The sequence below is a fragment of the Paenibacillus sp. MMO-58 genome, from assembly GCF_037146255.1.
GTDB lineage: Bacteria > Bacillota > Bacilli > Paenibacillales > Paenibacillaceae > Pristimantibacillus.
Genome location: NZ_JBBCVY010000001.1, coordinates 156,260 through 170,010, shown reverse-complemented (window position 1 = coordinate 170,010; position 13,751 = coordinate 156,260). Strand labels below are relative to the sequence as shown.

Genomic DNA, 13,751 nt, shown 5'->3' with positions numbered 1-13,751 from the left:
TCACCGTTTGATTATTGCTGTAACCAATTGCCTACAATCATGCGTGCTACTGCCGCTAACTCGAGAATCGTAATCTCGTGATTATCGAACAAATCCGCCTTTTCTACGATACTCCAGCCAGGTTGATCTTTCTTAACGCCGTAATATTTCGCAATGATCGACAGATCCTGGATCGTAACGGATGTCTCTCCAGGCACAAGCGTCACAATGTTGGAAGCGAATGCGGATACCGCATTATTCAATGCTGCTGCCGCTGCATCTACCATCGATTGCGAAGCTCCGCCGTTACCCTTCACGTTGTTCGCTGCTACGATGGCAGTTTGAAGGGTCGTAATTGCGGTTGCCGGATATTGACCTATTTTGTTGCCCGCGGTTGCTTTCGCCAGCTTACCTTGAGCGGCAGCAATCGCTTGATTTAAGGCTGCTAAATCAACGGAAGGCGTAGTTGTCGGATTCACGCTAGCTCTGAATGTGCTCACTGCGGTCGTTAATGTCGACACAGCCAGGTCCACTTCGGCTTGCGTTACCTTCGTACCGTCACGGACGATAACGGCTGCTTCTACCGCAGCTTGAAGGACAGCCTTCGTTCCCGTTGGATATTGGCCCGGCGCCGATCCTTCTACGGCAGAGCTCAATGCTTGCTCAGCATCGGTAATGGCCGTATTTAATGCCGCTTTATCGATATGGGTAATCGAACCGTTGAACACGGTTACCGCATCATTCAATGCAGCAAATGCATTAGCAACGTCCGTTTGCGTTGCCGCTCCGTTTTGCACCACTACTGATGCGCTATCGATTGCAGCTTGCAGGATTGCTTTGGAGCCGATTGGATATTGACCCTCTTGATTACCTTCGGTTGCCGCAGCAAGAAGCTCTTCGGCTGCCGCAATGGAAGCAATCAATGTCGTCTTATCCGCCTGCACAACTTGTATGTCCACCGTAGCAAGCGATGTGTCGAGCAAAGTATAATGGCTCTCATCGCCGACCATTTCCTGCTTGGTTACGGCAACCGTTGTCGTTCCGGCCATTGCGTCCGTCTTGGCATTGCCGTGAAGAACAAACAATTCGCCGTCACCTGTCAAGAATGTTCCGGTGATTCCCATAATAATCAGGATTTCTCCCGTTTCCGGCTTCACCGCCGTCTCAAGAACTTGGAGTCCCTCCCGCGAAGGAGTAATGGTATCCGAAGCCAAGACGTTAACGCCATCATTCAGCGAGGTAGCAAACTCAAGCATAGCCGGATCGTACTTTAGCTCCACGCTTAGCATATTGAAGTCATGAGTCAGTCCCGTAACGCCAACCGGGAGTTGAACGGGTTGACCCAAGAACACAGGCGATGAAGGACCGCTAATGCTGGCAGCTGGATCTCGTTTATCTCCTTCCGGAATCGCAACTTCCTTATCCGGGCTGGCATTTAGAGAACCGGTTTTCGCATACCGGACAAAATACGTTCCCGCGCTGAGGCCCGTAACCTCCGTTCCCGTAATGGCCGTATATTGGTCCACGCCAGCCTTCCTATACTCCATTGCCGTTGTCACGCCAGTGATCTTTCCGTCATTCCCGTTGAATACGGTCGGCTTAACCCCTGTTGGCGTTGTTGGCGCCGGCTGATTCTGATTGGTCGCCGCCTGAAGTACTTCCCACTCCCATAAGCCGACACCATTGCCATTCCGGGCTTTCTTTGTCATCGTAACGCGCAGGGATTTAACCTCCAGAGCCGGGTCAAAGGCAAATAGATTAGACGAGCCTACCGGAGTAGTAAGAGCTGTAATTCCTGTGGTAATCGTCCCAGCCGTTACCCATTCATTCGTTGTGCTGTTCACCGGAATGTACGAATACGTATACTTTGTAGGCGCCTCTATGCCGCCATTATCCGTCCACAGCATCAGATTCGAGCTTTGAATGGTTGCTCCCTGCGGCCAATCGTATTGCACCCATTCCTCCGAGCTTGTATTGCCCCACGAACCCCAATGCGGGTTGCTTGCAGCGGTTTTTAACCCGTCGTTAACCGCAGGAAGACTCTCCCAAGAAGAAGTGAAGCTGGCCGAGAGACTAGCTGCGAACGCCATATTCTTATCGCGCGGACTCAAGAGCCGCAGATCTGCCAGCAGCTTGGCAATAGCCTGGGCAACGTCCTCTTCCGTAGCTTCCTTGTTGCTCAACACAGCGGAAGCGGCAGCCTTTGCCGCAGCAATCGGCTCAAGACCTTGATCGATAAAGTTCGCAGCCTTTAATGAATTTGTAAAGTTAATAATCTGTACCAGCTGCGACTTGTCTGTCCCTCCCGTATATCCATTTACCTTCCATTCCAAAATGCCTATCCCAACGGTAAGAGGTTTCATGTCCAAACGAGCGCCTGTAATATAAGCAGGCTCAAAGGTGGTCGTATTGTATTTATTTAAGGCATTCCCAAGACCCGTTACTCCTCTTGGCGTGTACCAATTTCCATCCGCGTCACGAAGCTGAAGCTTCATATCCGTAGGTTGGAAATTGCCGGACCCATCCCGGAAGACGTATACATCCATCGAAGAGGCAAGGAATGGCTCATCCCATTGATACATCACCCATGCCGGCTCTCCTTCTTTACCCCAGTTGTGCCATGCACTGTTAGCGGCACCTTTGGATGGGGAGAAATCCGACGAGCTTTTTGGTTCGTTACCGTTATTCATCGCCTCGGGATATCCGTCGCCGCCAGAGTAACTAGCAGAAGCTCTTGCAGTGAGTGCGTTGTTTTGAGGCTGTGCCTTCACAACGTATACCGTGGCGCGAACCTTCAATTCGCTGCCTACGAAATTACCCTCGACAACGAACTCGCCTGCCTTCGCGTAGCTGGCCGGATCGACCTCATTCCACTTGATCGCACTTTGCTTATACCCGTCGTCATACAGAACATCCATCTGTCCAGGCAGTGTCGGAGCCGCGTTTATTAACGTAACAACGCTGATTGCCTTGTACGAGCCATCGGCGTCTTTCGCAATATTAACCGTTACATCCTTGCTGGAGGTCTTGCCTTCATCAGCCGCCGTAAAGGTAAACACATAAGTGCCTGCCTTGCTTATGCGGGCATATGCGTTTGCTTTGTCGCCGCCAACGAAAGTAACATCCGCTGCGCCTTCCGGCTTTTGCTTAACCGTCCATCCATACGTCCATACGGGATCAGTGACCGCGCTGTACACCGGATCCGGTGTCGCCTTGCCGGATAACACGAGAATACTGCTGTTCGAAGCATCCTGGACTGCTGTCACTTCGCCAATGACCGGAGGTTGTTTTTCCGGCGGTGCGGAAAGCGAGAAGGTCAGTTCGTTAGAACCGCTCATTTGCCCGTCATTTGCGGTGAGTTTAACCGTATAGGAACCTTCTTTGGTACCGTTTGCCCGCGTAGTTGTCGACTTCGGATTGGTAAGAGTCAGCTTGCCGCCTTCCGGAGTGCTGACAACTTCCCATTGATAGGTCAACGCGCCATTTGGCGCGCCGTCATCGGTCACCATTCCGTTCATCACAAAAGGAATCATCGCTTGCGGGTCTTTCGTTACCAGCTCTGCAGTAACCTGCGGGGCTTCATTTTCACCCGTATCGGCCTTTTCAATGGTCAAATCAGCCGTTTGCGCACCGCTCAATTGGAACATAGCCGTGCCTTTATTGTTCAGTGCATAGAACTGTCCAGCATCTTTCCCGTCTAGCTTCATTGTATAATAGCCGTTCTCTAATCCTGCTCCATCGAAATCAATCTTCGAAGCGTGCTCGCTTTTAGCAAGATTCGAGAGCTGCAATGAAAACGCCTTGCCGTCTTTTTGAATCTGCGCGCTTTCGATTTTATCGCTTTCGGAGACCAGGTAAATTTTTTCGTTGATAAGGTTGATGCGCTTGCCAAAGCCGTCTTTTGGCGTGATATGGTAAGTGCCGTCTTCTTCAGTGACCGTAGCTCCGTATCCGAAAAGACCAAATACCGGATCGGTAATGATATCGGAACTGATGCGCAATAGCGAGCCATAGAGTCCTTCCTCGGATTCGCCGGAGAAGTCCTGCCAGCCGTTGTTCATAACGCGGGTTCCGCCATCGTTTACGTTTTTGGTACCCGTTCCGCCCTTCTGGGCGTTGTACCTCCAAGAGATGCCGCCTACGGACTGCGCCGAAATCTGCCCCATATTGACGGCATTGAAGTTAGATATTTTCGCGGCGTAGTTGCGCTGCTGCGCGACAGCCGCTTGTTCTCCGGATCTTCCGTCATTCTCATAACGGAGCCAGTCATCCATGATGGATCCCGCCAAGGAAGCGGTATATTGGAAATTCCACCAGCCTTCGCCGGCGCGGAATACAGGTACGGAATAATAGTACCAGGTAGGTTGAATGCCCCGCATCGCGCGAGTTTTCAAGTCGGCCATTCCCATGCTTTTCAAGGCTGCGTCCGCCCGCGCGTCTTCAGGATAGTAGGTTCTCAGCGCTTTGGCCGCGGAATAAGCCCCTTCTTCGCCGGTATTATCGTATTCAAATTCCGATCCGTAAGGATAAGCGGCGTTTGTCACGTTCCGGCCTTTGGTTTGGGCGAATTTCTTTTTCAGATTCTCGTATTCCGTCAGCATTCCCTCTTCTTTAAGCGCCTCAATCATATCGGGGATCTGCTGCTCGCCATAGAATCCGGTTGCTCCGCTGGAGACGCGGTTATAGTAGATGCCGTAGGCCTTTTCCAGATAATATTGCGGCGTTTCGCGATACTCTAACAAATTAGGGTAGGCCTTTTGAATCCGGTACATATTGAAATAGCCGGTGGACTCCATCATTTCGGAAAACGTCCGTACATAAGGCTTCTGCGAATTCGTGTAGGCGCCCGAATCTTTGAGATAGTTCGCAACGGTAAAGCTGTTCTGCGTATCTTTCATATATTTTTCCCACATAAAATCGATCAGGTATTTCTCAATGGATTTAATCTCATTAGGATCCGGATCGAGATAATTCTTCATGGTCATGAAATTGATGTTATCGTGGCTCCAGTCGTCTCCCCAATGGCTGGTCGTCGTGTCAAGGCCTGTTGTCAGATACCAGTCGCGGTAGATGCCGTAGGTCGGACTATTCGGATCCTTATCCTGCGTTTTGTCTACCATAAATTCGGAGTGGGCTTGCGATGTTTGATCAAGCTCGGCAAGAATATTGAATTCAAACTGAGTAAACTTATCTAACTGCTCTGCACCGGACTTCAGCTTATAATTCACGCGTACGCTGTTATTGCCGATGCTGCCGAACTTGAGCGAATAGATATGATGCTGTTCACCGTTAATCATCTTGGTTTCCACATACTGTACGGATTCGCTGTATCCCGGATTTCCGTCAGGCAGTCCGCGGCCGGCGCGGGTATTGTTGACCATGGCGCTTCTGGTCTGGCCTGCCTTGATAGTCGGGATGTGCGCGGCATCAAACGGATCATTCTCGTCGACAGACTGAATGTCTATGGACTGTACGTCGATAAGGCTGTCGTCGTAATGCAGATCCAGCTTGATGGGCATATTGATCGCAGCTTGGAAGCCGGGTAGCGCAACCGCGTCGATCATGCCGGATTTGTACAAGGTGGACCGAAGGTTAGCCTCGCGGTCTTCCATGGAAGTAGAAGCGTTATTTGGACTTTGAGCGTTTGCTTGCGGACTATTGTCGCCAGCACGTATTGCCGAAAACTTAAACTTGTAAGTTTTTTGCTCGTCCGGTCCCAAAACCAAGCTGGTGGCGTCGGTAAAATATCCGCGGCCGGTTTTCTGTATATCTTTTGAATGGATATATAGAACGTTTAACCCCGGAAACCAACCGCCGCTGTCGCCGACCCAGTTCGAGTACAGACTTCCGTTGCGCAGCTCACCGGTGTCGCCCAACCAATAATCCACGTATTCAATGCGTGCGCCGCTATCCGGCACGGGGGCGAACATCATGAAATTGCCTTCGCCGCTCGTGCGGATCGCATAGGAATACCCGCTGTCGGCACCGGCAAAATTATGTACGGTCACTCGGTTGTCATAGGTATCCGATACCGATTGGTATTTGTTGTTCCAAGGCATCGGCAAGCCGATATCGCCGAATTCAATGTATTTGCTGCTTTTGTTTTTCACCGTGATTTCCCATAGCATCGAACCGTCGTCGGTATCCATATCGAACACGGATTTCACGTCAAAGCCTTTCATCGCGCGGGCGGTTGTCGAATCGAGATTCTGTCCGATGAAGTTGACTTCCACCTTCTTGCCGTCCGTTGAAGCCTCTTTCGTAAAATAAGGGTTAGCGGGATTAATGTTCGTATACTTTGTTGATCCGCCGGCCGCCAATGTTTTATTCGTGTCGACTTCCACAAAGCCGGTTCTGTCGCTAGGAAATTGCTTGCTGTCGCCGGTACGGTAAGAGAAAAGCATTTCCCCCATCCATTGGTGCTGGACGTCGTTTTGCGGTGACGTATTGTTGGGCAGAACAAAATTGATAGGTTTGCCGCTTTTGTTAGTTGGGTTATTCTGAATATATAATTCCTCAATCTGTCCTAAATCGCCGACCTTGGCAGACAGACTAGCATTGGAGATACTGTTCGTTGCTGCGGCTGCCGAAGGCACCGCGTTAATCCCCAAGGGCAGCACTTCGAAAAACAACGTAAATGCGGTAGCGAGTGACATCAACTTTTTAGTCGTCGTCTTCATCTTAACCTCCTGTTTACATTTCGTAGTATTTATCTTGGTGACTGTGGTAATCTTAAACGTTTAGATTTTTAGTTTTATGGCAATGACTTTCCGTAATTCATCCCATAGTCCCTACTCCTTCCTCTTATTTTCATCAACGGAAAGCGCTTACTTAATTGTATCACCGCCGATTTGTATTGAGAAACCAATATTCCAACCTATATTTATGGAATTTCAACATTCCTATTGGTGAATTGAATCGTATAGGGAAGTGTGATATTTTAATACAAAAGTTTCTGATTTGCTTGCGATTACCAAAATTTCACTATTTAAGATCCCATTTAAGTAAATCGTTTAAATTTATTGGCTTCCTTATGATATTTCACTATACAAATATCTTGAAATTCGTTCCGGAGATTACTTATTATATAAATGAAAGCGTCGTCATAATTGATCAAAGTGAGGGATATCCAATGTCCGAGTTCATACTGCACTTTGTAACTCCGCCTATTCCCTATTTTATAGACAGCGGAAAACATACCTTCTTGCCAGGCGAACGGCATGTAAGTCGTTATTCTATTAATGTGTTCGATATTATTATCGTTACCAAGGGCAAGCTGTTTATCGGCGAGAATAATAAGGAATGGATCATCCATAAAGATGAAGCGATTATATTAAGACCCGATGCGTATCATTACGGTACGGCTTCCTGTGAAGAGGAGACGGAAATTACCTGGATTCATTTTCAGACGTTTGGTGCCTGGGATGAAATGAAAAGCATAGACGAATGCCTGGAGAACCAAATGACGTTATTCGAAAAACATAAACAGAGAGCTTATCTCCATCACTGCGAATTAAGCTCAATTTTTATCCCGAAAAAATTAAAGCTGTCTAGTAAATCCATGAATGCTCTCACGGAGTTCTATTCCTTGGATAATGATCCGCGCTCGCTTCGTAATTGGCGGAAGCAAACGGCTTTCCAGACGTTTATGCAAAATATTAATTATGATTCCGGGCTAGCCACCAATTCAACGGCCATCCATCTTGCCGAAAAAATTGAATTGTTTATACGCCAGAATTATACCTCCAAGATCACGAACCCCATATTAAAGGCCCAATTCAATTACCATCCCAACTATTTAGCCAAATGCATGTTAAAGGTCTATGGTCTAACCCCAATCGATTACTTGCTGCACTATCGGATAGAACAGGCAAAAAAGCTGCTCATTCAAACGGACTGGTCCATCGCTCGTATTGCGGATGAAGTCGGCTTTAACAATCCCGCCTATTTCTCTTCCGTCTTCACCAATAAACAGGGTGCTTCGCCGGCCAACTTTCGGAAGAAGGAATGCCGGAAGCCTGAGATCATTTAAGAACATAAAAAACGGAAGCTGGCCATCAAACATTCCAGCTTCCGTTTTTTTAGTTATAACGTTAAATTTTAATTTCCGTACTTTGGAATTGACCGTCTATAAACAATATACTTTTAACGATTTCTCCTGCATTCGAATCAAACGCCAGTCCTTTTTCCAGCATCACGTATCGGGTTGGATAGGCGGCATAGCTAGTAATTCTCCAGCCCTTCTCTGCCGGCTCCATAAAACCGTTTACGCATCTTAGTTCCCCATGGCCATCCGTATATAGATAGGTTGTTGAACCAAACCCAAGCATATAAGCAACAAGCTCTTCCCCCATATCCCAGTCGTCACCTTCAATGTTAGAGAAAAGGCTGCTGAATAAAGGATCGCTCGACTTTTTGAAAATGGATTGGCCAAAGCGGTTTCTGGATAGCTCGGGCATATTTAAATTGGGAGCCGCAATGCTATACGTAGAAGCTGCCTCACCCGGTTGTAGTTTACGGGTTGTGGAATACACGTTCCAATCATAACAATTAAACACAGCCATTGTTGCCCGATAACCGGCTTCCAGTAATCTCGTGTCTCCAAGCGTTTCATAAGAGGATCGGGCAGCTCCGGCTACCAAGCCTCCCCATAACGAATGCGTCATGAAAGATAAGGCTTCCCACCAACGATCCGGAGCATTTGCTCTATAATCATTGCTAAACCCGATATTCGCAATAATCAGGGGAGCATATAATTCGGCTTCTTCCGTTAGCTTCGCAAGACACAAGGCTTCGCACGTAGGTCCAAACCCCGCATTATCGTAGAAATGCTCCGTCACAGCTCCCTGATATCCCTGTGAGCCCTGTTTTAACCCCTCAACAAATTGCTGCCATAACTTGTGCAGTTTATCTCGCCAATGGATTAATTCTTTTTTTCCCAAATCTTCTAGCAACTCAGCAATATAAAGAATAAATACGCCAACAAGCTGGGACTCCTCTTTTTCGCGTTTATTTCGGTGGCAGTCCGGATCCAGTCTCATGCACATGACTTGAGCGGCCCAAGTTAAATACGTTTCCGGCTTGGCATAAGCCAATAAGGACTGATCGAATCTGGACAACAAATAATACACGTGACCAATATAATCGAAATCATAAATGCGGTAGAAAAAACCGTAAAGGGGTCTGGGATTCATAAAATCTCCATCCTCAAACCAATGATGCTTTAAATCCAGGAAAGCAGAGGTTTCCACATTATGAACCTCTTTCGGTACAGGGGGAGATAATAGATTTTTCATGAGAATAAACGATAATTTACCAAGGGACTCCCCTTGGTTCGATAATGGCTTAAAGGCATAAGGACGCGTTGATTCTTGGTTAACATTATAGCTATTGCCGCATAGCCAAGCTGCTCTTCTTTCCAGCAAGCTATGAATGGGTTCAAGCACATTTCCAACCAATACATCGCATTTACCGTTACCAAGCGTAGCTTCTAACTTAATCTCTCCCGCTGACTTCAGTGAGATCACAACACGTAAACGTTTAGATTTTTCGTTAGAAACATACTTAAATTCATTCGTAATATCGGTTTCCTTCGTGCTGCCTACTTCATCCACTGCACTTACGATTTTGGCCGAGAGTAATGTTTCCCCTTCCGGAAGACTCAATTCGGCAAAGAATTTTCCGTCTGTAGTCGTAACATGCGAATAGGTCCAATGCGGATGTCCATACCTTTGCGCCTTCGCATAAAATTCCTCTTGATCTTTAAACGGTGTAAAAACAAATGACCAGGTTCTTTCCTCTGAAGGTTCAAGAGTAATAGGTGTGTAGTCACCGCCATAAATCCAATCACTCACTGCAGACTGGCCCATCGAACTTCCATCCTCAACAAACGACAGTCGGTGATAAAGCATTCCGTCCAATGACGGCGATACCTGTTCCAAAAAACGATTGACGTAACTGCAATACGTCCCAAAAGCCGTAACGCGATCGCCCGTGCTATAGATGGCAAGATGCGGAGCCTCATTGCTTCTTCGCATAGCCGCAAACTTGGAAAAATCGCCGCCCAGATGAGGAAATACCGCGCAAGAATGCTTCATGTTTCTCAAGACATCATGGTCACGGAACATGATGTAAGCAAGTGAGAACCAACTATGAAATCCATTTACTTTTATCGCATAATCGGTTGTATTCGAACAACGAATGCTCCATTGCAATTCACCATTATTATTGAGCAGATACTCATATTCCACTTTGAATTTTTCATGCAAAAAAGAAACAATGGCGGATTTATCATCCGTAACATGCATATGCGGTTGTAAGTTAACGCTTTCAATACATTCATCGTCAACGATAGCGCTCCACTGTCCGAAGCGTTTATCCTGACTGGAATAGCCTGTATCCTTTACATATTGTGCGTCAATTACCCAGTTCATCTTATCCGGATCATTTGTCAGAAATAAAGACTCCACCGTACCTTGCGGAGATAAGTACAATTCAAAGGTATCATTATGAAGCAGCTTCAAGTTCTCACTCCTAATGTCGTAATCTAAACGTTTAAATAATAAATCAATATTATCATAGCAGGATAAGTCCCAGCAAGCATTTTATAAGCCTTGCCAAATACGTTGTTAAATGTGCATTTCCAGCCTCTCTTTTCTATAGTTGCACAAGCTATTTATGAAAACCATTTATCAAATAAGTTCTCATACATTGGTTAATCGATTTACCTAAATCGCAACAAAAAAGAGACCGCCTTATTAGAATGATACAGTCTCTTGCCGAACAATTATTTAAGAGATAACCTCGGGCCGGCTACGGATTCCCGCTCAATTAATTTGCATAGAGGAGTTTCCTCCGTTTTCTCGTTTGTTCCGCTAATTCTATTATAAAGAGCCTTCATCGCCAATATGCCCATATCATGCAACGGCAAATCCATTGTCGTAATTCCAGGACTTAAATAAGCGCTGAACTCCCGGTTATCGAAGCCTACAATGGAAAGATCCCTTGGAACAACGATCCCTTGTTCAGATGCAGCCCGCAATGCGCCCGCAGCCATTAAATCGTTCATAATAAGAATGGCCGTAGGCGGGTCCTGTAACTTCAATAGCTCGGATGCCAGATGATAACCCGAATTCAAACCCCAGTCGCCTACTTTTATGAACTGTGGATCAAATGGCAGCTGGAATTCGGTCAAAGCTTTATAATAACCGTTAAACCGCAGCCTGGAAGGGATCGAATCCATTAACCCGCTGATGATCGCAATTCGCGAATGTCCCTTGCCAACCAGATATTTAATCGCATCATAAGAAGCTTGTTCATCATTATATTGGATGGAGCATTCGTCTTGCGCATAACAATAGGTATATACAATGGGTTTATTGTAAGTATTGATCAAGCCCGTTAAATCGCGGGGATGTACGCCAATATAAATGATTCCCTCAACTTGCTTGGACAAGAGGTTCGATACGGCATCCTGCGCATTCTTTTGATAAAGATCGGTGTTCGCGTAATCATAACCTACTCTTTTTTGCAACCTTAGATTGGTTAATAGGATATGCATATCATTCTTCTCGGCATATTCGTTAATTCCGTCAATAATCTCGGGAACGTTAAAGACCGTTACGTCCTCCGCAATAACCCCAATTGTATTTGTTCTTTTACTCTTTAAGCTTTTGGCAATATCATTTGGCCTGTAATTCAGCTCTTCGATTACCTTTAAGACTCTCTCTTTCGTCTTGGGCCTTACATTGCGGGTGCCATTCAATACATAGGAAACCGTTGCCGTGGATACATTCGCGCGCAATGCAATATCTTTAATCCCGATTTTTTCCATGAACTTCACCCTTTTTTAAACGTTTCACATTATTCTATTGTTATATCATTAACGCAGCTAACATTCAAGCTACTCACTTAAGCTCACTATTATAGGCTTATGCAAATAATGCAAGTGGCCTCTTATTGATTAAATCAATAGGCACTCTGTGATCAGCTCCCAACAACATTCCTGCCCTTACTTCAAAAACAAAACCGGCAGCGATCTAGGATCTGCTGCCGGTTTTGTTTTAAATTAACATTGTCTGTTTAGCCTTTTAGCTTAAGCTCAACTCGCCTTTGCAAGTCTCGTGCCGCGAACGGATGCTACGGCATATACGATAAGCGATGTCCAGATAAGCGCGAACCCGACGAGCAGCACCGGAGAGACCGATTCTTTGAATATGAATATGCTTAACAACAACATAATCGTCGGCCCAATGTATTGGACGAATCCAAGTGCGGACAGCGCCATGCGAGCGGCAGCCCGCGCAAAGAAGAGCAGCGGCAAAGCCGTAACCACGCCTGACAAAAGCAGTTCGACGAACGTGGACGCGGGCAGCGTCCATGCCGTCGTTTTTCCCGCGGCGGCCAAGTAGATCCAGTATCCAAGCGCGACGGGCAGGACGACTGCCGTTTCCGACAACAAGCCTACAGAGGCGTCTTGCACGATCTTTTTCTTCGCGAAGCCGTACAAGCCGAACGACGCGGCCAGCGATATCGCGACCCACGGGAACCGCCCGTAGTCGATGGCGATGATTAGCACTGCCAATCCAGCGATGGCAATCGCGAGCCATTGGCCACGGTTGGGCTTCTCGTGAAGGAAGACGACCGCCAGCAGCACGTTCAGCAACGGGTTCAAATAATAACCGAGACTTGTCTCCACGACATGACCGTTGTTGACCGCCCAGATGAAGATAAGCCAATTCGCCGCGATCAGTAGTCCGCTGGCGGCGAGTGGGAGCAGGAGTGCCCGGCTAGCTATAATCCGCTTCATGTCGCCCCAGCGGCGCTGGACGGCAACAAGTATACCCATAAAGACGAACGACCAGACGACCCGATGGGACAGAATCTCTCCTGCAGGCACGTCGTTAAACAACTTCCAATATAGGGGGAGAACTCCCCACATAATATACGCAATGATGGCGTTAACCAACCCGCTGTTCATAACCAATTCCCCACTTCTCGCTCCGATGTCTGAACGGATTATACACCTAGATTCGCGCTTGCACAAAGGAAATAACTGGAAGAATAGCGGGAAGCCTCATTCCTGTATATACCAATTTCGCTAATGATACCCGTATTATTCCCTACCCTCTTTCCCATTCATGTTAATCGGTTTGGAGTACCGCATCCTCGCACTCATCTATATAACGTTTATGCCGGTCTTTCATGGACTCTGTTATATGCTCTTTACAAAAAAGAGGCTCCTCTTCGATACTAAGAAACCTCTCAACAAGCTTCAGGTTTTCTCTCCCTTCAAACTCAACGATATGTATCTCTTCTAATAGGACTGTCGCCTTCGCACTGTCCAAAAAACTAGCCGTGTCATAGTGAATAACTCCGTCATACCCCAACTCCTTCATGTTTTTCTGAAAACCGGAATCCGATTTAAGTTTGTTGAGTTGATTTTGAACTTTTTTTCCAACACCTCCTTGCGCTCCGGTTGTTCCTAAGTAAAGTACCTTTTTTTTGGAGCAATAGCTCGTCTGGCCATAAAAAATATAAAGGCCAGGGAAATTCAGGTCGAATATTTCTTTCTTGCTTTGAGGTGATACATCATATACCTTCGGCGGAATAATTGCTTTTGATTTGGAATATTGCTTCTTGAATCCTTCAAGAAGCGCTTCTAATATTTTATCCATATTCGCGATCACCCTTTCCTTCATCTATATTTATTACACTGCAATGCCTAATAGTTCAACAAATAAACAGCCAGCGTAAAAATGAACGCTGGCTGC

Annotated in this window: 6 protein-coding genes; 1 reads left to right on the top strand and 5 read right to left on the bottom strand. The window is 46.7% G+C overall.

The annotated features are described in order from the left end of the window. Nucleotides 1-11: 11 nt before the first annotated feature. Complete coding sequence (locus WFJ73_RS00745) at nt 12-6,659, bottom strand: DUF5695 domain-containing protein (RefSeq protein WP_336771049.1); 6,648 nt, start codon at nt 6,657-6,659, stop codon at nt 12-14. Nucleotides 6,660-7,111: 452 nt separating this feature from the next. Between WFJ73_RS00745 and WFJ73_RS00740 the strand changes: the two genes are divergently transcribed. Next, nucleotides 7,112-8,011 (top strand): AraC family transcriptional regulator, encoded by a 900-nt coding sequence (locus WFJ73_RS00740; RefSeq protein ID WP_336771048.1) that lies wholly within the window; start codon nt 7,112-7,114, stop codon nt 8,009-8,011. 61 nt (nt 8,012-8,072) lie between these two features. Here the strand turns inward: WFJ73_RS00740 and WFJ73_RS00735 are convergent, their stop codons facing one another. From WFJ73_RS00735 to WFJ73_RS00720, 4 genes are all read right to left on the bottom strand, one after another. Continuing rightward, nucleotides 8,073-10,502, bottom strand: a complete 2,430-nt coding sequence (locus tag WFJ73_RS00735; protein WP_336771047.1) for a hypothetical protein — start codon at nt 10,500-10,502, stop codon at nt 8,073-8,075. Nucleotides 10,503-10,765: 263 nt separating this feature from the next. After that, nucleotides 10,766-11,812 (bottom strand): LacI family DNA-binding transcriptional regulator, encoded by a 1,047-nt coding sequence (locus tag WFJ73_RS00730; RefSeq protein WP_336771046.1) that lies wholly within the window; start codon nt 11,810-11,812, stop codon nt 10,766-10,768. A 267-nt stretch (nt 11,813-12,079) separates the two neighbouring features. After that, nucleotides 12,080-12,958 (bottom strand): EamA family transporter RarD, encoded by an 879-nt coding sequence (rarD, locus tag WFJ73_RS00725; RefSeq protein WP_336771045.1) that lies wholly within the window; start codon nt 12,956-12,958, stop codon nt 12,080-12,082. A gap of 163 nt (nt 12,959-13,121) precedes the next feature. Next, nucleotides 13,122-13,655 (bottom strand): hypothetical protein, encoded by a 534-nt coding sequence (locus WFJ73_RS00720; RefSeq protein WP_336771043.1) that lies wholly within the window; start codon nt 13,653-13,655, stop codon nt 13,122-13,124. Nucleotides 13,656-13,751: the final 96 nt, after the last annotated feature.